Origin of the sequence: Streptomyces sp. NPDC048436, from assembly GCF_043200355.1 — a bacterium.
Taxonomy (GTDB): Bacteria; Actinomycetota; Actinomycetes; order Streptomycetales; family Streptomycetaceae; genus Streptomyces.
In genome coordinates, this window is sequence record NZ_JBICXP010000012.1 from 137995 (window position 1) to 164017 (window position 26023).

At 70.5% G+C, this 26023-nt stretch carries 21 protein-coding genes; 6 read left to right on the plus strand and 15 right to left on the minus strand.

The window, feature by feature from the left end; genetic code table 11:
* Nucleotides 1-71: 71 nt before the first annotated feature.
* Nucleotides 72-1712 carry an ATP-binding protein gene (locus ACGFX9_RS32045; protein ID WP_393480924.1) on the plus strand — a complete coding sequence of 547 codons (1641 nt, stop codon included), beginning with the start codon at nucleotides 72-74 and terminating at the stop codon, nucleotides 1710-1712.
* On the plus strand, nucleotides 1709-2389 hold the full coding sequence (locus tag ACGFX9_RS32050) for a response regulator (RefSeq protein ID WP_393480928.1): 681 nt from the start codon (nucleotides 1709-1711) through the stop codon (nucleotides 2387-2389). Before ACGFX9_RS32045 ends, ACGFX9_RS32050 begins: the two co-directional genes overlap by 4 nt.
* 39 nt (nucleotides 2390-2428) lie before the next feature.
* Here ACGFX9_RS32050 and ACGFX9_RS32055 read toward each other — a convergent pair whose 3' ends face one another.
* From ACGFX9_RS32055 to ACGFX9_RS32080, 6 genes are all read right to left on the minus strand, one after another.
* Entirely contained in the window at nucleotides 2429-4021 is a 1593-nt protein-coding gene (locus ACGFX9_RS32055) for a cation acetate symporter (RefSeq protein WP_393480931.1), read from the minus strand.
* The gene (locus ACGFX9_RS32060) at nucleotides 4018-4572 is read right to left on the minus strand and encodes a DUF485 domain-containing protein (protein ID WP_393480934.1); all 555 of its coding nucleotides are present in this window, start codon (nucleotides 4570-4572) and stop codon (nucleotides 4018-4020) included. Before ACGFX9_RS32060 ends, ACGFX9_RS32055 begins: the two co-directional genes overlap by 4 nt.
* Nucleotides 4573-4684: 112 nt before the next feature.
* Nucleotides 4685-5389, minus strand: coding sequence for a response regulator (locus ACGFX9_RS32065; RefSeq protein WP_393480937.1), 705 nt, complete (start codon nucleotides 5387-5389; stop codon nucleotides 4685-4687).
* A complete protein-coding gene (locus ACGFX9_RS32070; RefSeq protein WP_393480940.1) occupies nucleotides 5386-6528 on the minus strand; it encodes a sensor histidine kinase in 1143 nt (380 codons plus the stop codon). Before ACGFX9_RS32070 ends, ACGFX9_RS32065 begins: the two co-directional genes overlap by 4 nt.
* Nucleotides 6525-7037 (minus strand): DUF1453 domain-containing protein, encoded by a 513-nt coding sequence (locus tag ACGFX9_RS32075; protein ID WP_393480942.1) that lies wholly within the window; start codon nucleotides 7035-7037, stop codon nucleotides 6525-6527. Before ACGFX9_RS32075 ends, ACGFX9_RS32070 begins: the two co-directional genes overlap by 4 nt.
* A 241-nt stretch (nucleotides 7038-7278) precedes the next feature.
* A complete protein-coding gene (locus ACGFX9_RS32080; protein WP_393480945.1) occupies nucleotides 7279-9402 on the minus strand; it encodes a type IIA DNA topoisomerase subunit B in 2124 nt (707 codons plus the stop codon).
* Between the two features lie 440 nt (nucleotides 9403-9842).
* On the opposite strand from ACGFX9_RS32080, the gene ACGFX9_RS32085 reads away from it, so the two are divergent.
* Complete coding sequence (locus ACGFX9_RS32085; protein WP_393480948.1) at nucleotides 9843-10070, plus strand: hypothetical protein; 228 nt, start codon at nucleotides 9843-9845, stop codon at nucleotides 10068-10070.
* Nucleotides 10071-10240: 170 nt separating this feature from the next.
* Here the strand turns inward: ACGFX9_RS32085 and ACGFX9_RS32090 are convergent, their stop codons facing one another.
* From ACGFX9_RS32090 to ACGFX9_RS32120, 7 genes are all read right to left on the minus strand, one after another.
* A complete protein-coding gene (locus ACGFX9_RS32090; RefSeq protein ID WP_393480951.1) occupies nucleotides 10241-11071 on the minus strand; it encodes a serine protease in 831 nt (276 codons plus the stop codon).
* A 202-nt stretch (nucleotides 11072-11273) separates the two neighbouring features.
* Nucleotides 11274-12815 carry an RNA polymerase sigma factor gene (locus ACGFX9_RS32095; RefSeq protein ID WP_393480955.1) on the minus strand — a complete coding sequence of 514 codons (1542 nt, stop codon included), beginning with the start codon at nucleotides 12813-12815 and terminating at the stop codon, nucleotides 11274-11276.
* A gap of 420 nt (nucleotides 12816-13235) precedes the next feature.
* Nucleotides 13236-14123 carry a FadR/GntR family transcriptional regulator gene (locus tag ACGFX9_RS32100; RefSeq protein WP_393480958.1) on the minus strand — a complete coding sequence of 296 codons (888 nt, stop codon included), beginning with the start codon at nucleotides 14121-14123 and terminating at the stop codon, nucleotides 13236-13238.
* A gap of 162 nt (nucleotides 14124-14285) precedes the next feature.
* Complete coding sequence (locus ACGFX9_RS32105; protein WP_393480961.1) at nucleotides 14286-16325, minus strand: ATP-binding cassette domain-containing protein; 2040 nt, start codon at nucleotides 16323-16325, stop codon at nucleotides 14286-14288.
* Between the two features lie 192 nt (nucleotides 16326-16517).
* Nucleotides 16518-17279, minus strand: coding sequence for an NUDIX domain-containing protein (locus ACGFX9_RS32110; RefSeq protein WP_393480966.1), 762 nt, complete (start codon nucleotides 17277-17279; stop codon nucleotides 16518-16520).
* A 120-nt stretch (nucleotides 17280-17399) separates the two neighbouring features.
* Entirely contained in the window at nucleotides 17400-19460 is a 2061-nt protein-coding gene (locus ACGFX9_RS32115) for a glycogen debranching N-terminal domain-containing protein (RefSeq protein WP_393480970.1), read from the minus strand.
* A gap of 216 nt (nucleotides 19461-19676) precedes the next feature.
* On the minus strand, nucleotides 19677-21014 hold the full coding sequence (locus tag ACGFX9_RS32120; RefSeq protein ID WP_393480975.1) for a DUF4192 domain-containing protein: 1338 nt from the start codon (nucleotides 21012-21014) through the stop codon (nucleotides 19677-19679).
* Nucleotides 21015-21147: 133 nt separating this feature from the next.
* Between ACGFX9_RS32120 and ACGFX9_RS32125 the strand changes: the two genes are divergently transcribed.
* The 3 genes from ACGFX9_RS32125 (at nucleotide 21148) to ACGFX9_RS32135 (ending at nucleotide 24357) form a co-directional block, all read left to right on the plus strand.
* Entirely contained in the window at nucleotides 21148-23337 is a 2190-nt protein-coding gene (locus tag ACGFX9_RS32125; protein WP_393480980.1) for a RecQ family ATP-dependent DNA helicase, read from the plus strand.
* Nucleotides 23338-23550: 213 nt separating this feature from the next.
* The gene (locus ACGFX9_RS32130; protein WP_393480984.1) at nucleotides 23551-24189 is read left to right on the plus strand and encodes a hypothetical protein; all 639 of its coding nucleotides are present in this window, start codon (nucleotides 23551-23553) and stop codon (nucleotides 24187-24189) included.
* Between the two features lie 39 nt (nucleotides 24190-24228).
* Entirely contained in the window at nucleotides 24229-24357 is a 129-nt protein-coding gene (locus tag ACGFX9_RS32135; protein WP_393480989.1) for a hypothetical protein, read from the plus strand.
* A 152-nt stretch (nucleotides 24358-24509) separates the two neighbouring features.
* Here ACGFX9_RS32135 and ACGFX9_RS32140 read toward each other — a convergent pair whose 3' ends face one another.
* Both ACGFX9_RS32140 and ACGFX9_RS32145 read right to left on the minus strand, forming a co-directional pair.
* Nucleotides 24510-25238, minus strand: a complete 729-nt coding sequence (locus ACGFX9_RS32140; RefSeq protein WP_393480993.1) for a hypothetical protein — start codon at nucleotides 25236-25238, stop codon at nucleotides 24510-24512.
* A gap of 77 nt (nucleotides 25239-25315) precedes the next feature.
* On the minus strand, nucleotides 25316-26017 hold the full coding sequence (locus tag ACGFX9_RS32145) for a ribonuclease HII (RefSeq protein WP_393480998.1): 702 nt from the start codon (nucleotides 26015-26017) through the stop codon (nucleotides 25316-25318).
* Nucleotides 26018-26023: the final 6 nt, after the last annotated feature.

Below are 26023 nucleotides of genomic sequence, written 5' to 3' on the forward strand. Positions count from 1 at the left end.
CGGGGTCGGACAGGAGATCCGCGCCACAGTGACTTCGGAGTAGCCCTCCGCTCGCCGTACCGTTCGTACCCATGAGCCCGACCTCCCCTGCACGACGACTCCGCCTCGGCCTGCCGCGGCGTGTCTTCTCGCAGGTGCTGCTGATGCAGCTGGCCATCGCCGCCGGGGTCGCCGTGCTCGCCACGGGGCTCTTCCTCGCGCCGCTCAGCGATCAACTGGACGACCAGGCGATGCGCCGCGCCCTCGCCATCGCGCAGACGACGGCGGCCCAGCCGCAGATCGCCGACGACCTGCGCTCTTCGAAGCCCACGGTCGACGGTCCCGTACAGACGGAAGCCGAGCGGATCCGACATGCCAGCGGCGCCGAATACGTCGTGATCATGAACAAGGAAGGCGTTCGCTGGTCCCACACCGAGCACGACGAGATCGGCCAGGTCGTCTCGACCGACCCGAGCGACGCGCTCGCCGGGGACGAGGTCATGGAGATCGACGACGGCACCCTGGGCCGCTCGGCCCGCGGCAAGGTGCCACTGCGGGACGTCGACGGGGACATCGTGGGCGCCGTGTCCGTGGGCATCGAGTACGACAGCGTGCGCGCCCGGCTGATCCACGCGATCCCCGGCCTCTTCGCGTACGCGGGCGGCGCCCTGGCCGTGGGCGCCCTCGCCGCCTATCTGATCTCGCGCAGGGTGCAGCGGCAGACGCGTGACCTGGCCTTCTCCGATATTTCGGCGCTCCTTGCGGAACGCGAGGCGATGCTGCACAGCATCCGCGAGGGAGTCGTCGCGCTGGACCGTTCCGGCCGCATCCGCCTGCTCAACGACGAGGCCCAGCGCCTCCTCGGCCTCGGCCCGGAAGCCATCGGCAAGCCCCTAGACGGCGCGCTCGGCCCGGGTCGTACGACCGATGTGCTCGCCGGACGGGTCACGGGCACCGACCTCCTGACCGTCCGCGGTCAGCGCGTCCTGGTCGCCAACCGCATGCCCACGGACGACGGCGGCGCCGTCGCCACCCTGCGCGACCGCACCGAACTGGAGCAGCTGGGCCGCGAACTGGACTCCACCCGCGGCCTCATCGACGCGCTGCGCGCCCAGGACCACGAACACGCCAACCGTATGCACACCCTGCTCGGCCTCCTGGAGCTGGAGATGTACGAGGAGGCCGCGGAGTTCGTCGGCGAAGTCGCGGGCGCACACCGGGTGACCGCCGAGCAGATCACGGAGAAGATCGGCGATCCGCTGCTCGCGGCGCTCCTGGTGGGCAAGGCCACGGTCGCCGCCGAGCGTGGCGTCGTCCTCGCCGTCCCGCGCGACACCGCGCTGCCCGACCGTCTGATCGACCCGGGTGGCCTTGTCACCATCGTCGGCAACCTCGTCGACAACGCGCTCGACGCGGCGGCCGGCACGCCGCACGCGCGCGTGGAGGTCGATGTGCGCACCGAGGGACGCGCCGTCGTCCTCCAGGTGCGCGATACGGGCCCCGGCGTACCGCCCGAGCACCGCGAGACGATCTTCACGGAGGGCTGGACCACCAAGGAGCCCCCGGCACACGGCAAGCGGGGCATCGGGCTCGCCCTGGTCCGCAGGCTCGCCGAGCGGCAGGGCGGCAGCGCACATGCCGACGCGTCGCCCGACGGGGGCGCCGAGTTCACCGTCGTACTGCCCGAAGCCCTCGCGCAGTCCGAACTGGCCGCCACGGAGGAGACACGATGATCGAGGTGCTCGTCGTGGACGACGACGTCCGGGTCGCGGACGTCAACGCCGCCTACGTGGCGAAGGTCCCCGGCTTCCGGGTGGCCGCGAAGGCCCACAGCGCGGGCGAGGCGCTGCGGCTCATCGAGGAACTCCCCGTCGACCTCGTACTCCTCGACCACTATCTGCCGGACGAGACGGGTCTCGCGGTCGTCCGTGCGTTGCGTGAGCGTGGCCATCAGACCGACGTGATCATGGTGACCGCGGCGCGCGACGTCGCCACCGTCCAGGCCGCGATGCGCCATGGCGCCCTGCAGTACCTGGTCAAGCCCTTCTCCTACGCGGGACTTCGCGCCAAGCTCGACGCGTACGCGACCCTGCGACGCACCTTGGACGGCGGGGGCGAGGCGGAGCAGGCCGAGGTCGACCGCATCTTCGGCGCCCTCTCGGCCACTCCGGCACCGGAGCTGCCCAAGGGGCACTCCCCCACCACGGCCGAGCTGGTCCGCAGGGCTCTGATGGGCGCTGAGGGGCCGCTCTCCGCCCAGGAGCTGGCGGACCGCACCCGGCTCAGTCGGCAGACGGCCCAGCGCTATCTGAAGCTCCTGGAGCGCTCGGGCCGGGTGCGGCTCAGCCTCAAGTACGGCGACACGGGCCGCCCGGAGCACCGCTACGAATGGGCGTCCAGCGTTTCCTAGAACGCCGTGGCCGGCCCGGGGGCCGCGGGCGCGGAGCCGTCATGCCGCTCCCGCGCCGGTGAGCGAGCGCACTTCGGTCTCCGCGTGCTTGGCCTCGTCCGCCGGTTCCCGCGAGGTGACGGTGCCCAGCCAGCCGGCGAGGAAGCCCAGCGGGATGGAGACGAGCCCCGGGTTCTCCAGGGGGAAGTACTGGAAGTCCACCCCGGGGAAGAGGGAGCTCGGCCCGCCGGAGACCACGGGTGACAGCACGACGAGTGCCAGGGAAGGCACCAGGCCCCCGTAGACCGACCAGACCGCGCCCCGCGTGGTGAAGTGCCGCCAGAACAGCGAGTAGAGCAGCACGGGCAGATTGGCGGACGCGGCGACCGCGAAGGCCAGGCCCACCAGGAACGCCACGTTGAGATCCCGGGCGAGCAGCCCAAGGCCGATCGCGACCACACCGACACCGGCCGCCGCGACGCGCGCCACCGCCACCTCACTGCGGGGCTTCGCGTGCTTGCGCCGCAGCGACGCGTACAGATCGTGGGCCACTGAGGCCGACGAGGCGAGCGTGATCCCGGCGACGACGGCGAGGATCGTGGCGAAGGCGATCGCGGCGACGACCGCGAACAGGACCGTTCCGCCCGTGGTGTCGGCGCCGCCTCCCAGATCGAGCGCGAGAAGCGGAACTGCCGTGTTCCCCGCGGCATTCGACCCCCGCACGGCATCGGGTCCCACGATCGCGGCGGCCCCGAAGCCGAGCACGATCGTCATCAGGTAGAAGCTGCCGATGAGGCCGATGGACCAGACGACGGAGCGACGTGCGGCCCGCGCTGTCGGCACGGTGTAGAAGCGGGAGAGGATGTGCGGCAGCCCGGCCGTGCCGAGAACGAGCGCGAGCCCGAGGCTGATGAAGTCCAGCCGCGCGGTCCAGCCACCGCCGTACTTGAGGCCGGGCGCGAGGAACTGGCTGCCGTGGCCGCTGCGGTCTGCCGCGGTCCGCAGCAACTGGTCGAAGTCGCCGTGGAATCGCACCAGGACGAGCACGGTCAGCGCGATCGTGCCGCCCATCAGCAGAACCGCCTTGACGATCTGGATCCAGGTGGTGGCCCGCATCCCTCCCAACGACACATAGATGACCATGAGCGCGCCGACGCCGATCACGGTCCAGGTCTGGGCCGCCCCGCTCGTCCCGCCGAGCAGCAGCGCCACCAGTGAGCCCGCCCCCACCATCTGCGCCACCAGATAGAGAACGGACACGGTCACCGAGGAAGTTCCCGCCGCGATGCGCACCGGCCGCTCTTTCATCCGGGCGGCGACGACATCGGCGAGCGTGAACCGGCCGCAGTTACGCACCAGTTCGGCCACCAGGAACAGCACGACCAGCCAGGCGACGAGGAAGCCGACGGAGTAGAGCAGCCCGTCGTAGCCGAAGAGCGCGATCAGTCCGGAGATGCCGAGGAAGGAGGCGGCCGACATGTAGTCGCCCGCGATGGCGAATCCATTCTCCATGGGCGAGAAGAGCCGCCCGCCCGCGTAGAACTCCTCCGCCGAGCCATGCCGGTTCCGGCTCACCCACGTCGTGATCGCGAGCGTGACGGCCACGAACACGCCGAACAGCAGGAGCGCGAGCGTCTGGTGGTCCCCGGTCATCGCTCGCTCCCCCGGGCCAGTTCCTGCTCTCTCCGCAGGCTCTCCTCCCGTTTGGCGTCCTGCTCCCGCTGCTGGTCCTGCTCCCGCTTCTGCTCGAACACGGCCCAGCGCAGATCGAGCGCCGCACCATCTCTCCGCAGCCGGGCATGACGGGCATAGGCCCAGGTCAGCAGGAAGGTCGTAAGGAACTGTCCGAGCCCGGCGAGCATCGCGACATTCACCGATCCGGCTACGGGGCGCGCCATCAGTCCGGGCGCCGTCGTCGCCGTCACGACATACGCGACGTACCAGGTGAAGAAGAGGGCCACCCCGGGGAAGACGAACCGCCGATACCGGCCACGCACCTCCTGGAAGGCCGCACTGCGCTGGACCTCCAGATAGATGTCGGCCGCGCTCGCGCTCCGCTCCGGGCCCGCTTGCGGCGGCACCGAGGGCGCCGGCGCACCCGTGCCGTCCAACTCGCCCCAGCCGGACGCAAGCGCGTCGTACCAGGGATCCCTGGGATCACCGGCCCGCGCCTGACCGGCATCGCGCCCGTCGTGCTTCTCCACCGAACTCTCCTTGTCCGCGGCCTTGTTCGGCCGCGTGCCCAAGGATGGACAGAACGGGAAGATCCCTGACTCTTCTCTCCCTCCTCTTCACCCCATCAGGTGACGGGCCCATTCACATACCCCCTCGGCTCGGAGCGGCACTCGGCGGCTTCGCGAGCCCGTGCCGGTAGGCGTAACGGACCGCCTGCGCGCGGTCCTTGAGCCCCGTCTTGGCGAAGAGGTTGTTGATGTGCGTCTTCACCGTCGCGGTGGAGACGTGCATCGCGCGGGCGATCTCCTGGTTCGTCATCCCCTCGGCGATCAGGACGAGCACCTCGGTCTCGCGCGTGGTGAGACCGTCGGGAGGCTCTGCCGCCGGTGCGAGCCCCTCCGGCTCCGACAGCCGCTCCAGCAGGCGCCGCTGGATCTGCGGCGAGAGCCCGGCATCACCCGAGAGCACGTCCTCGACGGCCCGCACGATCTCGTCCCCACCGGCGTCCTTGGTGAGATAGCCGCGCGCACCGGCTCTCAGTGCGGGGAAGAGCGAATCGTCGTCGGCGAAGGTCGTCAGCACGACGACCTGCGTTCCCGGGTACTCGGCACGGATACGGCGGGTGGCCTCCGCGCCGTCGACCCGGGGCATGCGCAGGTCCATCAGGACGACGTCCGGGGCGAGTTCGGCCACGAGCCGGACGGCCTCCTCGCCATCTCCCCCGGATCCGACGACCTCGATACCGGGGAGCAGCCCCAGCAGCATCACGATGCCCTCGCGCACCACGGTCTGGTCGTCGACCACAACCACCCGCGCCGGCGCCTTGGCGCCGCCCTCCGCCGTCATGTGGGCACCTTCAGCGTCACGATGAAGCCCTCCTCGCCCGGCCCAGCTGTCAGGGACCCGCCCAGCAGCTCGGCCCGTTCCCGCATTCCGAGCAGACCGTACCCGGCTCCCGTCGCGGCGAGTTCACCCGGCGGCGCGCCCGAATCCCGTATGTCCAGCGTCACTTCACCCTCTTCGTACGCGAGCCGCACGAACACCTTGGCGCCCGGCGCGTGCTTGCGCACATTCGTCATGGCCTCCTGCGCGACGCGACGCACCGCCTGCGACGCCTCGGCGGGCAGGGCACGCCGCTCCCCCGTCACCGACACCGCGGCCCTGTCCGAGGCGACCAGCTCCCGCAGGAAGTCCTCGACCGGCGTCATCTCCCCCCGCAGCGCGGAGAGCGCCTGCCGGGTCTCCGCGAGCCCTTCGCGGGCCATGGACCGTGCGGCGACCACCCGATCCAGTATCTGGTCGCGCGTGGCCTCACCCTCGATCAGCAGACGCGCCGCCTCCAGATGAACGAGCTGCGCGGAGAGACTGTGCGCCAGCACGTCATGGATCTCCCGGGCGATGCGAGCCCGCTCCGCCAGCGCGGCCGATTCTGCCTCCGCGGCGCGGGCGGCCCTCTCCTGGGCGAGCAGCCGCTGGGCGTTGCCCCGGGCGTCGGCATCGAGCCGCAGGGTGTATCCGGCCAGCGCGAGCCCGATCAGGATGAGGCCTGTGACGAGCCAGTTGTCGTTGTTGTACACGGCGAACGGGGCCATCGCCACGGGCACACAGGCCGCGCCCGCCAGGAGCGGCAGCCGTTCCAGGGCCAGGACTGCCGTACTGCACCAGAGGGCCAGCGCCAGCACCCTCCAGTCACCCGCCTGCGCGGCATACCCGGCCCCCATCAGCAGGACCAGGAGAGTGGCCGAGGGCCACAGCCGCTGGGCGAACGAGATGCGCAGGAACGCCCAGGCGAGCCCGCCGCAGAGCAGGACCAGGCCGACCCCGGCCACCAGGCGCCAGCCCCTGTCGTTGTGGAACGCGTTCCACAACAGGCTCGCGGCGATCACCGCCCGCAGGACCCTGACGAACCACAGCCGGGCCTGGCTCTGCTCCTCCCGGATGAGAGACTCCCGGGCGGGCCATCTCATCCACCGGTCCGCGTTCACACGGGGTCCTTCCGCATCGGCTCGTACGCCGCGTCCGCAACACCGTACGCCGGGCGGAGCACACCGGCCCGCTGCGCCAGGAGGCCGCCGCGCACCAGCAGAGTGGCCGCGAGCGCCGGCATCAGGGCGGCACTTCCCTGCCGCACCCCCAGCAGCGCTCCGATCCCGAACAATCCGAGCCGCACCGCGATCCCGACGCCCCAGACGATGGCGGTGCCCTTGGTTCCCCTGCCCCACACCGCGCCGTCCGGCGCCGTCCACACATGAGTGGTCCGCGCCCAGCCGACGCCGATGGCGAGACCGACCAGCACCTCCACGCCGATCAGGGCGATGGAAACCGTCTGGTGATGAGGGTCCAGCACGTCGGGCTCGCGCACGGCCAGGAAGACCAGCACGGCAGGTATGACCCACCAGCGCCGGTCCGCGGTGATCTGCTGCGCCTTGAACTGACGCACGATCACCAGAGCGATGACGGCGCAGACCACCAGAACATTGGCGAGCCCAGACATGGCGTCCTCCGTGTGACGAACAGGAGCGGAGCCGATCCGAGGAGGATCAACGCCTTCGACGCTACGGAAAAGGCCTGGTCAAGACATCGGCGCAGGGGTGGAACGTGGGTGGAGCCAAGGGCTCCACCCACGGGTGGAGTGCGCTGCGCCCGAGGCGCCCGCACGGTGCATCCGTGCGAGACGACGGCGCGAGGCGCCACCGAAACGTCTCACCGAAACGCACCGGCGCCTCGCGTCGGCGCTACGCGTCGATGCGTGAGCGGTCCAGCGTCGCCGCCGAGCTGGTGATGAACTCCTTGCGGGGCGCCACGTCGTTGCCCATCAGCAGATCGAAGACCTGCTCCGCGGCATCCAGGTCCCCGATGTTGACCCGTCGCAGGGTGCGGAAGCGCGGATCCATGGTGGTCTCCGCGAGCTGGTCGGCATCCATCTCGCCGAGGCCCTTGTAACGCTGGATGGAGTCCTTGAAACGGATCCCCTTGCGCTGGTACTCCAGGAGCGTCTCCCGCAGCTCGTTGTCCGAGTACGTGTAGACGTACTTGTCCTGGCCCTTCTTCGGCTGGACCAGCTCGATCCGGTGCAGGGGCGGTACGGCCGCGAAGACCCGGCCCGCCTCCACCATCGGGCGCATGTAGCGCTGGAACAGGGTGAGCAGCAGAATCCGGATGTGCGCGCCGTCGACATCGGCGTCGACGAGAAGAATGATCTTCCCGTAGCGCGCCGCGTCGATGTCGAACGTCCGGCCGGACCCCGCCCCTATGACCTGGATGATCGCGCCGCACTCGGCGTTCTTCAGCATGTCCGTCACGGACGCCTTCTGAACGTTGAGGATCTTGCCGCGGATCGGCAGGAGCGCCTGGAACTCGGAGTTCCGCGCCAGCTTGGCGGTACCGAGCGCCGAGTCTCCCTCGACGATGAAGAGCTCACTGCGCTCCACGTCGTCACTGCGGCAGTCGGCGAGCTTCGCGGGCAGCGAGGAGGACTCCAGGGCCGTCTTCCGGCGCTGGGCGTCCTTGTGCTGACGGGCCGCGATGCGCGTACGGGCCGCGGCGACGGCCTTCTCCATCACGGCGCGGGCCTGCGCCTTGGCGTCGCGCTTGGTGGAGGTCAAGAACGCCTTGAGCTCCTTGGCGATGACGTTGGCGACGATCCGGTTGGCCGCCGACGTTCCGAGCACCTCCTTGGTCTGGCCCTCGAACTGCGGCTCCGCGAGACGGACCGTGACGACCGCGGTCAGACCCTCCAGGGCGTCGTCCTTGACGATGTCGTCCTCGGCGACGCGCAGCACCTTCTGGCTGCGCAGCACCTCGTTCATCGTCCTGGTGAGGGAGCGCTCGAAGCCCGACACATGGGTGCCGCCCTTGGGGGTGGCGATGATGTTGACGAAGGACCGCAGCGTCGTGTCGTACCCGGTGCCCCAGCGCAGCGCCACGTCCACGGTGAGCTCGCGGGTGACCTCGGTGGGGGTCATCTGGCCGTGATCGTCGAGGACCGGGACCGTCTCCTTGAAGGTCCCCTGACCGCTGAGGCGCAGGACATCGCAGACGGCCTTGTCCTGGGCGAGGTACTCACAGAACTCGCTGATGCCGCCGTCGAAGCGGAAAGACTCCTCGCCCTTGGTACCGCCCTCACCGAGCCCGTACTCGTCGCGGACGACGATGGTCAGGCCCGGCACCAGGAACGCGGTCTGGCGGGCACGCTGGTGCAGCGTCTCCAGGTTGAGCTTGGCGTCCTTGAGGAAGATCTGACGGTCGGCCCAGTAACGCACGCGCGTGCCGGTACGGGTCTTGGGGATCTTCTTCGCCTTGCGCAGCTTGGCCGACGAGTCGAACTCGGCGTCCGGTCCAGGCTTGGCGAAGGCGCCGGGAACGCCACGACGGAAGCTGATCGCATGGGTGTGTCCCGCACGGTCCACCTCCACGTCGAGGCGCGCGGACAGGGCGTTCACCACGGAGGCACCGACGCCGTGCAGGCCGCCGGAGGCGGCGTAGGAGCCACCGCCGAACTTGCCGCCGGCGTGGAGCTTGGTCATGACGACCTCGACTCCGGAGAGGCCGGTCTTGGGCTCGACATCCACCGGAATGCCTCGGCCGTTGTCCCGGACCTCTACGGAGGCGTCGTCGTGGAGGATGACTTCGATGTGGTCGCAGTAGCCGCCCAGGGCCTCATCGACGGAGTTGTCGATGATCTCCCAGAGGCAGTGCACCAGGCCACGGCTGTCCGTCGACCCGATGTACATGCCCGGACGCTTGCGAACGGCCTCGAGCCCCTCCAGGACGAGCAGGTGCCGCGCGGTGTAGTTGGAACCGTCCCGGTCTGCTCCGGTCAGCAACGCTGTGGACGGCACGGACGTTTCGGCGGTCACGCGGTTCGCTCCTCGCTGAATTTCAATGGGACCCTTTTGGGTAAGGACCCGGCTTCGGTTGCCGGTCAGAGGGTACCGAGGCCTGGTAGAGCCGTTGTAACGCCACCCTCGTCTCAACTCAGACTAGTCCAGGCCCGCACGCTTGTTCGATCCCTCGTTGGAGTGAAGCGCACGTCACGTTCCCTTCCAGGCATGAACCATTTAGGCTCCGGGCACGTCCTCATGAACAACCGGCAACCCAGCCGGCGGACGACCGACCTGACAGACAGCGCGAAACCGTACGACACGTTAGAGACGTACTACGGCACATTCGCCGCCAACCGGCAGCAGACAACCACCTCGGAAAAAACATTCGAGGAAAAGCCACGAGCGGGAACGTTTTCGGCCTGGTTGGATGTTGACCCTGGTACGACAGCTCGTCGAGCTAGAGAAGAGGCGACGTGACTACTGTTCTGACCCCCGCGAGCCCCCTGACGGCCGCTGATCGCTGCGACCGCTGCGGCGCCCAGGCATACCTGCGCGTCGTCCTGTTGAGCGGCGGTGAACTGCTCTTCTGCGCCCACCATGGCCGCAAGTTCGAGCCGGAACTCAAGAAGATCGCCGCTGAGATACAGGACGAGACGGAGCGGCTGACGGCCGCCCCGGAGACCACTGACGAGGAACACTGACACACCTCGCAGCCAAGACGAGCCAACCGGCGCACACCAGGCCGGCGATCGGGCGGCCGACCCTGTAGACCCCAGGGCCGGCCGCCCGATCTCGTTACACAGGCGCCCAGGCGCCTTCTCGGCGGTCCCTCGCGGCACCCCACTCCCTCCGCGAGCAACTCCCGTACTTCTCAGCCGCGCAGAGGCATGTCCTGTGCGACGCCTGAGATCCGCGTATAGACGCCGGGACTCCCGACCTTCCCGCAGCCGCTCCCCCACGAGACCAGGCCGATGAGCCGCCCACGCGCGACCAGCGGACCACCGCTGTCGCCCTGGCAGGCGTCCCGCCCGCCCTCAAGTTCCCCCGCACACAGCATGGATGCGGCCGAATACGTTCCGTCAGAACTGCCCGGGTAAGCCTCTCCGCACTTCGCGTCGGAGAGTACATGCACGCTCGCGGAGCGCAACGAACGGGCGTAAGCGCCTGCTCCCGTTGTGTCACCCCAGCCGTAGACGGCCGCGCGTGTACCGGGCGTGTACGCCCTGTCACCGGCGGCGGCCATGGGGATCGCGTAGTTCTCGGGAAGCGGGCTCGCCAGCGACAGCACCGCCACGTCACCGGCGTTCGTGGAGCTGTCGTACTTCGGATTGACCGATGCCTCGCGCACCGGAATCTCTCGGCCCTCCGACGTACCCAGATCATCCCGGCCGGCGATCACCTTCAGGTCGCTCATCTCGCGCAGCCGCACACCAAGGACTTCCTCGCTCAGACAGTGGGCCGCGGTGAGGACCGTCGAGCGTCCGACCACGACGCCTCCGCAGAACTGCCCCGAGCGCGTACCCCCGAACCGGTCACGGCTGGACAGCGCCACCACCCAGGGGCTGTCGGCCACCCGCACCGGGCTGCCCCCGATGACCACGCTGTCGGCCGCCGCGGGGCCCGGGGATGCCAGCGGCAGCGCCACCGCCGGGGCAGCAAGAGCCAGTACCGCCGTGAGTGTTCGGGCGAAAGGACGAGGCATGCGATCTCCTCACTTTGGGTTGCCATGGCACACCCACAGTGATCCAGGGCGGCACGCCCCGCACCCGCGGCACGCGCGTCCACGCAGGGCCGTCACATCCTGACGGGCACGGCACGGCACGGCAGGCACGGCCTGGCGCACACAAGAGAAAGACCCGAAGCCTCGTGTGAGGCTTCGGGTCTTTCCTGTGGAGCGCTGGTGACTAGTCGAGGTAGTCGCGCAGGACCTGCGAACGCGACGGGTGCCGCAGCTTCGACATCGTCTTCGACTCGATCTGACGGATACGCTCACGCGTCACTCCGTAGACCTTGCCGATCTCGTCGAGGGTCTTCGGCTGGCCGTCGGTGAGACCGAAGCGCATGGAGACCACGCCCGCCTCACGCTCGGACAGGGTGTCGAGCACGGAGTGCAGCTGCTCCTGGAGGAGCGTGAAGCTGACCGCGTCGGCCGGAACGACCGCCTCGGAGTCCTCGATGAGGTCACCGAACTCGCTGTCGCCGTCCTCACCCAGGGGGGTGTGGAGGGAGATCGGCTCGCGGCCGTACTTCTGGACCTCGATGACCTTCTCCGGGGTCATGTCGAGTTCCTTGGCCAGCTCCTCCGGAGTGGGCTCACGGCCCAGGTCCTGGAGCATCTGGCGCTGCACGCGCGCGAGCTTGTTGATGACCTCGACCATGTGCACCGGGATACGGATGGTGCGGGCCTGGTCGGCCATGGCGCGGGTGATCGCCTGACGGATCCACCAGGTGGCGTACGTGGAGAACTTGTAGCCCTTGGTGTAGTCGAACTTCTCGACCGCGCGGATCAGACCGAGGTTGCCCTCCTGGATGAGGTCCAGGAAGAGCATGCCGCGGCCGGTGTAGCGCTTGGCCAGGGAGACCACCAGACGGAGGTTGGCCTCCAGGAGGTGGTTCTTGGCGCGGCGCCCGTCCTCGGCGATGATCTCCAGCTCGCGCTTGAGCTTCGGTGCGAGCTTGTCGGCGTTGGCCAGCTTGTCCTCGGCGAACAGGCCGGCCTCGATGCGCTTGGCGAGCTCGACCTCCTGCTCGGCGTTGAGGAGCGGGACCTTGCCGATCTGCTTCAGGTAGTCCTTGACGGGGTCGGCGGTGGCACCGGCCGCGGCGACCTGCTGGGCCGGCGCGTCGTCCTCGTCCTCGTCGGACAGCACGAAGCCCTTGGCGCCCTCTTCCTCGGGGGCGTCCTCACCGGGCTTGCCCTTGGCGGGCGTCTCCTCGGTGGCCTCGTCGTCCAGGATCTCGTCGTCCTTGGACGCACTCTTCTTTGCCGTCGCCTTCTTGGCGACGGTCTTCTTGGCGACGGCCTTCTTTGCCGTCGTCTTCTTGGCGGCGACCTTCTTCGCGGGCGCGTCCTCAGCTGCGACATCTACGGCCGACGCCTCGGGGGCGGCGGTCGCGGTGGCCTGCTTAGCCGTGGCCGTCTTGGCCGCGACCGTCTTGGTCGCGGTGCGCTTGACCGGGCTCTTCGCTGCGACGCTCTTGCGGGGGCGTTTCGGCTCCGCGGCACTGACCATCAGCGTCACACCCTCTTCCTCGAGGATCTGGTTGAGGCTGCGCAGAACGTTCTTCCACTGAGTGGCCGGAATCTGGTCAGCTTCGAAGGCACGACGCACGTCATCGCCGGCGATCTGCCCATCAGCCTTTCCCCGCTCGATGAGCGCCATGACAGAGACGGATTCGGCGATCTCCGGCGGGAGCGTACGGGATGTGCTGGCCGACACGAACAACCTCTCGGAACGTTGGAAAACGGCTTCCGGCCCCGTCCATTGTGGACCAGGACCGACGACCGACGACTGGGGATGGGCCGACGGCGCAGGCGGGGCCGGGGAGCTACACAGCGCCGCGAACGACTGCTGTATTCCCTCCTCGGCTATCACCTCTTAGGTCATCGCGCTGCCCCGAGGAGCGTTACGCCCAATCTACGTGGCCCGAGTCACACCCCGTAAGCACTCAAAAACAGCCAGATGCGGGCAGAAGAGATCAAACCCAACCCCAGATGGCCCTTCCGGTAGCCGACGACCGCGACGCCGGGCCTCCGCCGGATCCCGAGGAACCCGCAGAAGCCCGGCGACGGTACCGCGTCAGCGGAGAGATGAGGTCGGATCGCCAGGCGCATGAGCCGGCCGTACGGACGCAGACCCGGCCCGTCAGTGCTCGCGGGGGGCGGGCACGACGCGCTCCACCTCCGGGTGGACTGTGAGCAGCTGACGCATGGCGGCTTCGGCACCGGGCCCGTCACCCGCCGCGAGAGCGTCGGCGATGCGGGAGTGGTGCACCAGGGACGCCTCGGTCGGACGGTCGCATCCGGCGACCGGGCCGCCCGACACCTGGAGCGCGGCCGAGACGATCCCGGACAGGTGCTCCAGCATGCGGTTGCTCGCGAGCTGGATGAGCAGCGAGTGGAACTCGGCGTCGGCGCGGGAGAAGGTGATCGCATCGCCCTGGCTCAGCGCGTGGCCCATGATCTCGACCATGTCGGCGAGCCGCTGCTGCACCTCCTCGCGGCCGTGGCCCGCGGCGAGCCGGGCGGCGAGCGGCTCGATCGTCCAGCGCAGCTCGCTCAGTTCACGGCGCTGGTCGTCGCGCTGCGGCCCGAAGGCCCGCCATTCGATGATGTCCGGATCCAGCAGGTTCCAGTCACTGACGGGCCGAACACGCGTTCCGACATTGGGCCTGGCGCTGACCAGGCCCTTGGCCTCCAGCACGCGCAGCGACTCACGGACGACGGTGCGGGAGACCTCGAAGCGCTGGCCGATCTCCTCGGGGACCAGCGGGCGGTCGGCGCCCAGGTCGCCCGAGACGATCATCTGGCCGAGTTGCTGGACGAGTTGGCCGTGCAGTCCACGGCCGCGACTGCCGGCGGCGCGACGGCCGACGCGGCCGAGATCCTGGTCGGCGCTGTCCCACGAGGGGGCGACGACGCGGTCGGCACCGGGGGCCTCCGCGAAGGGGTAGCGGTCGAGATCGCCCGGGCCGGCGAGGCCGGAGTCGACGGAGCGGGCGGCGGTCATCATGGTGTGCGCAAGGGTACTCACGGATCCTTTGTCGGCGTTGCTCCCAAGCCCCTTGAGGTCTTTGGTGAAAAGCACACGAAAGGGTGATCGCTTACCCCGTCGCAATTGACGCCTTATCGGAAAGAAATGGCCGTTCTCCGCAGAGTTGTCGCGCAGCACTGGAACGGAAGCGTCCGACGGTCGTCATCGGGCTCTGCCACGCATCCCCGTGAGCAGATATGCGCAGAGCAGAGCGGTCAGCGACAACATCAGGGCGCTGCCCACAGGTTGGGCGACCATCCGCACTCCCCCGGCCAGATATCGCTCGACCCCGAACGGCCACTGCACCAACGCGAGGTCGCGCAGCCGCCCGGGCAGCCCGGCCGCCGATCGCACAGACGGTCCCTCCAAGGCCTTTTGTACGAGCGGTACGACGACGATCGGCACCGCGAGAACCGCGGCGAGACCGGCGGTAGTGGACCGGAAGACTCCGCCCGCCAACACCCCCGCCCAGGCGCAGGCCGCCACCAAGACGATCCAACTGGCGCTCAGCGAAAGCCAGTCAGCGGGAACCTTCGCGACCTCCTCTCCGTATACCAGGTGGAGCAGCGCGGCGTCGGAAGCCAGGACCAGCAGGCCCAGCAAGAGCGCGGTGGCCGCCGCGACGGCCAACTTGGCGCAGAGCAGCCCCAAGCGGCGGGGGACGGTGCCCCGGTCGACGGCGAGGGCGGGGTGCCGGAACTCCTCACCGAAGGCGAGGGCGCCGAGCAGCCCTGCGCCAAGGGCCGCGGGCGGCAAGGGGAGTTCCTGGGGCCAGGCGGCCAGCAGGCGCGGCTGCGGGGTGTGGCCGCTCCTGGCGAGGAATACGCAGAGGACGGCGGAGACGGCGAGCACGGCGGCCGTGGTCAGGTAGCCCGTACCGATACCGGTGGCGCGGCGCAACTCGTACCGCAAGGGGCGGAGCGGGCTGCGAGCCGGGCGGATCGAGACGGGAGGCGGGAGGGGAGACGGTGACGCGGGAGCCCGTGGGGCACTTGAGGTGGCCGGGGCTGCGGTGGCGAGCGGGACGAGGTTCTCGGCTGCGGAAGGGGATGAGGCAGCGGCTGGGCAGGGGGACGGGGTCGAGGCCGGAGACGGAGATGAGGCGGGGGCTTGAGACGAGGATGAGGCTGGGGCCGAGGGCACGGCGTCCGGCAGGGCTTCGGCCGCTGGGGCCGGCCCCTCCTCCCCCGAGCTGCCTTCCAAGCCCTGGGGCGACGACTGGCTCATGTCCGCGTCCGCGGCGGCGCCTGTCTCCGCGCCGGCCGCTCCAGCCCCGGTTTCGGACGTGACTTCGGACGCGAGTTCGGCCGCGGGCGACGCGTCGTAAGGCCCGGCATCCCCGATTTCATCGGCGAGTTGATGGACGAGAATTCCGTGCCGGAACGCCGTCTCACCGATGTCGGCACAATTGCTTCCGTACACCGAGAGCCTGTTGCCCTCCTCCTTCACCACCTCGATGGAACGCCGCCCGGCCCGGGCCTCCTTGGACAGCAGCACGCCGAGCCGAGCCGCGTGCGGACTGCGTACCGCGACCCGGGGGCGCAGCCGGGTGCGGGCGAAGTCCCCGGCCTCCTGGTCGGCGACGAGGCGGCCCGCTTCCAGCGTGACGACCCGGTCGGCGGTCCGTGCGGCTTCCTTGGGGTCGGCCGTGGAGAACAGGACGGTTCCGCCCTGGGCCGCGTGCGCGCGCAGAATCCCGTGCAGCCATCCGCCCTCCCGGGCCGAGAGCCCCTCGGCGGGGCCGTCCAGGACGAGCGTGTGCGGGTCGGCGAGCAGCGCGCAGCCCAGGCCGAGGCGGCGGTCCATGCCGCGTGAGAGCGTGCCGAGCCGCTGATCGCGGAGGCTGACGAGCCCGACGACTTCGAGTACGTCGTCGGCGCGCTGCACGGGCACACCGGCGGCGGCACAGAGCATGCGCAGCTGCCCGCGGACGGTGCGGCCGGGGTGTCCCGGAACCTCGCCCAGAAGGACGCCCACCTCGCGTGACGGGTGGGTGATGCGGTGCAGCGGGCGGCCTCTGAAGTAGGTGACTCCGCGGCCCTGTTGGAGTTCGAGCATGAGCCTCAGCGCCGTCGTCTTGCCGGCGCCCTGCGCGCCGAGCAGCGCCGTGACACGGCCTGTCCGCGCCTCGAAGGACACGTCGTCGACGGCGGGCGGCAGCTCCTGGCGGGGATTGCTGGTCAGTCCGATGGCCTGGATCATCGCTTCTCTCGCGGGATGTGCGACCGCTCGGCGGCCAGGGCTCGTCCGCCGGGTCGGGGACGGACGAACCCCGTGGGTACTGCAGCAAGATAACGCGATATTTCCGTCATTTCGGTCAGGTTGTGGGCCACGAGTGTTCGTCACACGGCACAGACCTACAGGTGACCAGCGGGGCGACCGCCGGCGCGGGCCTCAGACCTCGGGGCGCAGCATCGGCGGGTTGAGGAGCGTCGCGCCGCCCGCACGGAAGAGCTGGGCGGGACGGCCGCCCTGGCGTGTGGTGGTGCCGCCGGTGGGGACGAGGAACCCTGGAGTGCCGGTCACCTTGCGGTGGAAGTTGCGCGGGTCGAGCACGACGCCCCACACGGCCTCGTACACACGTCGGAGCTCACCGACGGTGAACTCCGGCGGGCAGAAGGCCGTCGCCAGCGAGGAGTACTCGATCTTCGAACGTGCGCGCTCCACACCGTCGGCCAGGATCTGTGCGTGATCGAAGGCGAGTGGCGCCGCCTGCTCGTCCTCACGGCCGTATCCGCCCTGGTGGAGCAGCGCCTCGACCGGTGCCCACCGCGCGCTCTTCGCGTCACCACCGGCTCGCGGCGCGGGCAGGTCGGGAGCGAGCGCGAGATGAGCGACGCTGACGACCCGCATCCGCGGGTCGCGCTTGGGATCGCCGTACGTGGCGAGCTGTTCCAGGTGCGCGCCGTTCGCCTGCACCGGGGTGTCCGGATCATGGGCACACAGCCCGGTCTCCTCGACCAGCTCACGGGCAGCCGCCGCCGACAGATCCTCGTCGTCGCGTACGAATCCGCCGGGAAGCGCCCATCGGCCTTGGAACGGCGGCTCACCACGGCGTACGGCAAGCGCGCAGAGCGCGTGGCGGCGCACGGTCAGCACGACCAGGTCGACGGTGACAGCAAAGGGCGGGAAGGCCGACGGGTCGTAGGGCGACATGCCGCGATCATAGTCGTCTGCCTGACGATAAACAGCTCCTCCAGCATCCGATCCCGCTTCGATTCGCCGGGCCTCGCGCCGGGCCACGTACGCACGCGTCTCCTGTCCCGCGTCGGTGGGTCACACCCCCAGTTGCAGCCCGTCGGCGGCCTCTTCGACCATGGCGAGGCCGAGCCTGCTGACGCGTACGGAGAACGGGGCGTCCGCGACACGCAGAGCCGTCAGTCCCAGTTCCCCCAGGGGCGCGCCACGGAGGGGTCTCAGCGTCACCGTGCCCGAGGGTGCGTCGGGCCTGATCCCCGCGAGTGCCGCGAGGAGATGCACCCCTGCGGCCGCGGCGGTGGCCGCCGGCCGGCAGGCAGCCGGATGCGGCACTGGTGCGCCGCCCTGCGTCCGCTGCTCCCCCGCGTACATCTCAGGCAGCCGGAAGCCGAACGCCTCGGCCGCCGCGAGCACCCCTCGCAGCAGCCCACTCGCCTCCTTTTCGTAGCCCGCGGCGGCCAGTCCCGCGGCGGCGACCGCCGTCTCGTGGACCTGGACCGCTCCGCCACGGTGCCCGAAGGGGTTGTACGCGGCTTCCTTGACGCCCACGCTCCGCAGCCCCCACCCCGAGTCCATGGTGGGCCCGCCGAGCAGCCGGGCAAGCTGTTCCGTCTGCACCTTGTCCAGCAGCCCCGGTGCGAGCGCCCCTGAACCGAGCAGGCCCGTGTCGAGAAGGTGGGCCGTGGCGCCGGTGAGGAGGGGCACGGGACGGCCGTCGGCCAGGCAAGCCGCGGCGGGCCGGCCACCCGCCCGGTCGTCCACCCAGAACTCCTGTCGGAACGCACCCCGTAGCCGCTCCGCCCACTGCCTCAGCTCCGTGCCGCCCGGACGGCCGTGCGCGTCGAGGAGATCGGCACCGAGCAGCGCGGCCCGATGCGCATGGGCCTGGGTCTCGCAGCGTGCGGGACCATCCGGATACGGGTCCGGCAGCCGTGCCCCGTCGCCGACCGCGGCGAGCAGCCAGCGCAGGCAGCGCTCGGCCGCCGGCAACAGCTCCTCTGTCTCCTGTTCCGAAAGCCCCCAGCGCCACGCCTCCGTCAGCACCACCGGGAAGAGCAGCGTCGCCTCGATCCCGGTGCATCCGGGCGGCAGATGCGGTCCGGCGTTGCGCAGTGGTCCGGGGATCATGCCCGCCCGCGGCCCCTGGCCCACGAGCTGACGGCGGGCGAGCGTGCGCAGCGTTCCCACGGCGATCCGGGTGCCGAGCGGCAGGGCCATGCGGGCGCCCGCCAGTGCTTCGGCCGGAGCGAGACCGCAGCGCCATGGCGCCCCCGCGGCCAGGTGGACGTCGGTCGGGTGCTCGGGGTCCCGCAGCAGCAGTGCCTGCAGATCCTCCACCGACCTGTCCAGCAAGGCCTGGGCCCTGGGGTCGTCGCCCGCCGCCCGCGCCGGGGCGAGGGAGAGCGAAGCGCCATGCCCGACCGGCCTCACCGGGCCCGCGCCTTCGGGCCTGACCCGCAGCTCCAGGCTCCAGGTGCCGCCGGGCGAAAGCTCCACGTCCCAGCGCAGCAGCCCGGCGGAGGCCAATGCGTCCGCGGGCGCCGGGTGGGCGCTGATCACACAGTGGCCCGACGGCGAGGACCAGCGCATACCGGAGTCGTGGACGCTGGGCGGAAGTTCGGGCCCGGTGTTGCCCGAAGCGACCGCGCCGAGCTCCGCCAGATCCGTACCGAGCGACACCTCGACGGGCAGTCTCAGGGTTCGGGCCGCCGCACTGCGCAAGATGATCCGCTCCGTACCGTCGGCATACCGGATCCGCTCGACGACGACGTCCGGGTCCGGGCCGCCGTCCGCCGACGGACGCAGTGTCGCGACGAAGCGGGCGCTGTCCGCCGAGAGCATCCGGGCCTGGACGGCGACTGGTTCCCGTCCCGCCACCCGCAGCTGGCAGCGGGACAGCAGCCTTCGCCCCGATCGGTAGAACCCTTCGAGTCCGTGGCCGGTCAACTGCCCCTGGTCCGTGGAAATGGCGAGGGCGGGCATGGCCACGCAGATCAGCGCGGTGTGTGCGGGCGGCAGCTGCGCGGCGCGACGCGGCGCCGGAACCGGGCCCTGTCCGCCGGGCAGACGGGCGGGAACCGGCGCGGGCCGCTGGGGACCCTCTCTGCCGGAGGCAGGGGGCGGGGCGGGCAGGCGCATGGGGCGGCCTCTTCTGCGCTGTCCGCGCTACGGGGATTCGGAGGTCGTACGGCGGCGCGGCCCAGGCACGGGTACCGCCACTCAGGTGAACGGACCCGCCCCGCGCCAAGTCACGCCCGCGGGGTGGGAAGCCACCCGGCCGGCCCCTGTCTCTCTCGTACGACGTCCCGCGGGGCACCCGTCTCACCATGCTCCCCGTTGCCGAGCCCTCCGCGCTCACGTGTCGTTCCTCGTTCCTCGCCGGGTGGTGCGGCGGTGGTTCTGCGGTCCCGTGCTCGGCCTGTCGGTGGCCCGTGGCCCAGTGCCGCCCTTCGGGCGTGCGGGGCGGCGGCGTCGCGGAGCGGCCCCCACTGCCTCGCCTGCGGAGTCCATGGGCTTCGCGGGCAGGGGCAGTTCCGCCTGGACCTCGTTCGTGTCGCGGCCAGTTCGCCCCTTGCGCAGGCAGCGCCGGATCGGCTCGGGGTCCAGATCTCCGCTGCAGGCCTGCTGCAGGAGCTGGGCGAAGGTGTAGCGAGGGTCGGCGCACAAGGCCATGTCCAGGGCTTCTTGGCCCTCGGTGGCGTCACCGAGGGACCACGCGACCCAGCCCGCGAGGGACAGCGGTGCCGCGGCGTGCTCTCCATAGGCTCCGACGCAGCGGCGGGACAGAGCCCTCCAGAGCCGGAGCGCCGGCGCCGCGGCGTCGCCTTCCATCCATTCCGCCGCCTGATCGCGGGTCGTGCGGTCCTGGAGGCCGAGGATCAGGGCCGCGGCTTCGTCGTGCGCGAGGAGTTCGTCGTCCTGGAGGTCCGCCTCCAGCCTGCCGGTGACCAGGGGCGCGGACGCCATCCGCCCCATGATCCGGCGGGCCAGGTCGAGTGTGTCAGCGGCGACCTCGGCATGCCCGTCCTCCTCCAGGATGCGACGCACGATCGCCATGCCCGCCGCATCGAGCGCGGCCTCCTGGTCCGTCGCGGCGGCGGATTCCCACGGGGTCAGCCGTGCCCGCATCTCCCGTGGAGTGGGGCCCATCTGGACACCCGAGTAGGCCGTGGCCGCGGCCAGGACCGACGTGCCGGGCCGGAGCAGCGGGACGCCCTCCGGCGGGCAGCACTGCGTGTTCGGGCAGCAGTAAGTCCAGAAATGGCCGGCCGAGATGCACACGACTTCGAATACGGGGACGTCGAGGGTGCCGCAGGCGGTGCGCAGCACTTGTGCCAGGGGACGCAGGCGCTCCATGACCTGCCGACCGGATTCGGCGCCGACGGGCTCCGCGCAGAGGAAGGCGACGATGCCGTCAGGCCGGGCGCCGCGCCGCTCGCAGCCGCTCACCAGACACTGGGCGAGTTGCTCCGCGATGGGCGGCCAGTCCTCGGCGCGTCCCGGGATACCGAGGCGCACTCGCCCGCCGAACCGCCCCCGCTCGCCGTGCAGGGCGATGAGGACGACGCTCTCCTCGGGCCGGAACCCGAGCAAGTACGGCAAGGCGTCCGCGAGTTCGGCCGGGGTGCGCAGGGTAACCAGGGTCTCGTCGAGTGAGTCGAGCGGGGCGTTGTGTTCGCTGTGGTTCGTCATGGGCCGACTCTCCCGCGGATCACAAGGTTCCGGTTTTCCCTGTGGATAACTGCGGTCAGGGACACGCCAAGAGTTATCCACAGCTCGGCGGTCTCGTTCGCCTAATGTCAGACCCATCGGGTTGCATGGGGGCATGAGCAACGAAGATCTGCGCACGGCGGCCGATGCCGTACTCGCCCGCCTTGTCGGCGGCCCCGCGCCCGAGTCCGGCGGGGCGCGCCCGTCGGACGGTCCACGACTGCGCGAGGACCAGTGGCGTGCGATCGAAGCTCTGGTCGCCGACAAGCGCCGGGCACTGGTCGTGCAGCGCACGGGCTGGGGCAAGTCCGCCGTGTACTTCGTCGCGACCGCGCTGCTTCGGGAGCGGGGCAGCGGCCCCACCGTGATCGTCTCGCCGCTGCTCGCTCTCATGCGCAACCAGGTGGAGTCCGCGGCGCGAGCCGGAATCCGCGCCCGCACGATCAACTCCTCCAACACGGAGGAGTGGGAGACCATCCAGGCCGAGGTGGCCTCGGGCGACGTGGACGTCCTCCTCGTCAGCCCCGAGCGGCTGAACAACCCGGACTTCCGCGACCAGGTCCTGCCCAAGCTCGCCGCGGCGACGGGCCTGCTCGTGGTCGACGAAGCGCACTGCATCTCCGACTGGGGTCACGACTTCCGGCCCGACTACCGGCGATTGCGCACGATGCTGGCCGACCTGCCGCCGGGCGTCCCCGTCCTCGCCACCACCGCTACGGCCAACGCGCGCGTGACGGCCGATGTGGCCGAGCAGCTGGGCACCGGCGGCACCTCGGACGCGCTCGTACTGCGGGGACCCCTGGACCGGGAGAGCCTGAGTCTGGGCGTGCTCCAACTTCCCAACGCCGCGCACCGGTTGGCCTGGCTCGCCGACCACCTCAACGATCTTCCGGGTTCCGGGATCATCTACACACTCACCGTCGCCGCCGCCGAGGAGATCACCGCCTTCTTGCGACAGTGCGGGCACACCGTCACCTCGTACACGGGAAAGACGGAGAACTCCGACCGCCAGCAGGCCGAGGACGACCTGCTCGCCAACCGCGTGAAGGCCTTGGTCGCCACTTCGGCACTCGGGATGGGCTTCGACAAACCCGATCTCGGCTTCGTGGTCCATCTTGGCTCCCCTTCATCCCCGATCGCCTACTACCAGCAAGTGGGTCGCGCGGGCCGCGGTGTCGATCACGCGGAGGTGCTCCTGCTGCCGGGCAAGGAGGACGAAGCGATCTGGACCTACTTCGCCTCCCTCGCCTTCCCGCCTGAGGAACAGGTCCGGCGCACCCTGGACGTGCTGGCCCAGGCGGGCAGGCCGCTTTCGCTGCCCGCGTTGGAGCCGCTGGTCGAGCTGCGCCGGTCACGGCTCGAGACGATGCTCAAGGTTCTCGACGTGGACGGAGCGGTCCGACGGGTCAAGGGCGGCTGGATCTCCACCGGAATGCCCTGGGCGTACGACGCCGAGCGTTACGCCTGGGTCGCCAAGCAGCGGCAGACGGAACAGCAGGCCATGCGTGACTACGCCACCACCACGGGCTGCCGGATGGAGTTTCTGCGGCTCCAGCTCGACGACGAGGCGGCCGCACCCTGCGGGCGCTGCGACAACTGCGCCGGCGCGCGCTTCACCGAGGCCGTGTCCTCCGGGGCGCTGGACACGGCGAAGGGGGAGCTGGTCCGCGCGGGTGTCGACGTGGAGCCCCGCAGGATGTGGCCGACCGGCCTTGCCGCGGTCGGCATCGAGCTCAAGGGACGTATCCCCGCAGGGGAACAGGCGGCCCAGGGCCGGGCTTTGGGGCGCCTCTCGGACATCGGATGGGGCAACCGGCTCCGGCCGATGCTCGCACCGCAGGCTCCCGACGGGCCCGTGCCCGACGATGTGGCGAAGGCCGTGGTCGGCGTTCTGGCCGACTGGGCGAAGGGCCCCGGTGGCTGGGCATCGGGCGGCGCCGACGCCCAGCCACGGCCTGCGGGCGTCGTGACCATGAGCTCGCACACCAGGCCCCAGCTGATCCAGTCGCTGGGTGCGCGGATCGCCGAGATCGGCCGGCTTCCGCTTCTCGGCTCCATCGAGTACGCCGAAGGAGCCGATACGGCGCACGCGCTGAGGAGCAACAGCGCGCAGCGGCTGCGCGCTCTCGAAGGAACGCTGACCGTGCCTCCCGCCCTCGCGGCCGCGCTCCAGGAAGCAGATGGCCCCGTTCTGCTCGTCGACGACCTGACGGACAGCGGCTGGACCCTGGCCGTGGCCGCGCGCATGCTCCGCCGAGCAGGAGCCAAGGGGGTGTTGCCGCTGGTCCTGGCCGTACAGGGCTGACGCACGCGTCGAAGCCGGGCACCCTGGGCAAGGATATATAAGACGCATAGCCAGATTCCGGTCGCCGGTCCCAATTGTTCGTTGCCGCAAGCCAGTACGACGGGAAGAATTGGAACCGCTCCCGCGTGGCTCACCGTGGCCCGGTAGGGCTGTGCCGCGGCGCGCTCCCCCAATCCGACCCCGCCCTCTGGGCGCGTAGCCGAAGGGAGGACCGTGACCTTCGGATTCACTCCGTCCACTGCGGCATCGACGCCGGAGACTTCGACGTCGGCTGAGATGCCCACCGATTCCGCCAACCGCCTGGTCCGGATGCTCGAGCCCGCGGAGTGGTCAGCCGCGGGAATTCCCCTGCTGCGCAATCCGCGTGAGGTCGTCAGCGGCCTGCATGCCCGCCATCTTCCGATGCCGGCGACAGCCGTCGTAGCGGTCCTCGATCCGGAGGAGAGGCTCCGGGCAAGCGCTTCGTTCACCCGGCGGCCGAGCGCGGCGGACGGCTGGGTGTTCCGTAACGCGCTGCTCGCACAGTTGCGCAGGGTCATCCCGCACGACCTGCGGCGCCGCACCCCGGTGCGCACCGCCGTCCTGCTCTACTGCCGTGACGGTGACGCGCGTTGGACGCCGGAGGATGGAGCGTGGATGTGGGGGCTGCGGGACGCCTGCACGCTGCACGGGCTGCGGTGCGGCGCGTACATCACGCTGACCCGTGACGGCTGGCAGGTGCTGGGCGAGGGGCGCGGCGGACGCAGGCCCAGTACCGGCTCACGCCCCGAGGACTTCGCCGAAACCGGCCTGGTTCCACCGCGTACCGGCGGCGCCGCGTCCGATGTACTGCGCCGAGCGGCGGCACGCTGAGGTCTCCGCCGCACCGCCTCGACGAGGCGGGCCACAGGCATGGACCGGCGGGGGGAGCGTCGCCGCCGGCGCCGCGCGGTACGCAACGCACCCGGCACCCAGCACAGCGTCCAACTCATCCGGCAGGCCACGTACACCGGCCACACGACGGCGGAGCCGAGCAGCTGAACCGTCAGCGACCGCCCCTAGCCCACGGCACCGGTCACCCGGCAACACTGGTCACCAGCACCCGAACGCAGAGGTCCGACAGCCGAAGTCAGGGCACAGATGCCAGACCACAGATGCCGGACGGACCGCGGGCGTCGGACGGAAAGCGAACGTCAGACGCCCGCGCCCAGCATCGCGTTGATCCGCTGCGGGTCGCCGCACACGATCAGCAGGGCTCCGGCCCGGGTGAGCGCCGTCGGCAGCGCGCCGACCGCGGTCTCCTCGCTGCCGCCGTTGATGGCGACGACGACCACGGGGCGGGACACGGCACGGTCGAGGGCGGCGGCGTCCGCGTAGAAGACGTCGTCGCCCGCGTCGTGCTGCGCCCAGTAGGAGGCTTCGCCGAACGACAGCTCGTGCGTGGCCCACGGGTGCGGGTCGCCGGTGGTGATCACCAGGACCTCGCCCGGGGCGCGACCCGAGTCGAGCAGCAGGTCGACGGCTTCCTCGGCGGCGTCGAGCGCCCCCTCGACCGAAGCCGGGATCAGCTGGATCTGCGGGACCGAAGCACCGGCTGCCGGAGCGCCGGCTACCGGAGCAGCAGCATCCGAAGCACCGGCAATCAAAGCACCGGCATCCGTGGCGGTGCCCGCAGGGGAACCAACGGGAGTGGCGGAAGGAGCAGCCGGGGCGGGCTGTCCGGGCTTGGCGGCCGGCTCACGCGGCGTGCGCTGCGCCGGAGGCGTCGGCCGGGCAGGGCCCGGTCGGCCAGGACGCGGGGCAGTCGCGGGACGCGGGCCGGGTACGGGGCGGGGGGTCGGCGTGGTGCGGCCACTGGCCGGGGTCACGCGGGGACCCTGGGCACTCTCGGGAATCTGAGGCTCCTGGGGACTGAGAGGCATGCGTTGTTATTTATCAAACGCCGGTGCGCGTGGCATCGGCGGGTGGCACGTGAGTGCGAGTGGAACTGCCGAAAACGTCAGAACTCAAAGCCGAGCTGGCCCTCGATTTCCGGAACGCTTCCATCCGCCCAGCTGCGGGCCTTCTTGAGGTGCCGCCACTGGGGCAACGCATCAAGATACGCCCATGTCATCCGGTGGTACGGGGTGGGCCCCCGCTCCTCCAGTGCGGCCTTGTGCACCGGCGACGGATAGCCGGCGTTGGCCGCAAAACCGAAGTCTGCATGTTCGATGCCCAGTTCGGCCATCATTTTGTCGCGCCGAACCTTGGCGATCACCGACGCGGCGGCGACGGCCACACAGGACTGGTCGCCCTTGATCACCGTACGAACCTGCCAAGGAGACCCGAGATAGTTGTGCTTGCCGTCGAGAATGATCGCTTCCGGACGCACCGGCAGCGCCTCGAGGGCACGCCCCGCGGCAAGCCGCAGCGCGGCAGTCATCCCCATTTCGTCGATCTCCTCGGGCGAGGAGTGCCCGAGGGCATACGACGTGACCCAACTTTCCAGCTCCCCGGCGAGCGTGGTGCGCCGCTTGGGGGTGATCAGCTTGGAATCGGTGAGTCCTTCGGGCGGTCTGCGCAGACCCGTGATCGCCGCACAGACAGTGACCGGGCCCGCCCACGCTCCGCGCCCGACCTCGTCGACCCCGGCAACGATCTTCGCTCCGGTGGTAGCGCGAAGGGAGCGCTCGACGGTGTGGGTGGGTGGTTCGTACGGCATGGCGCC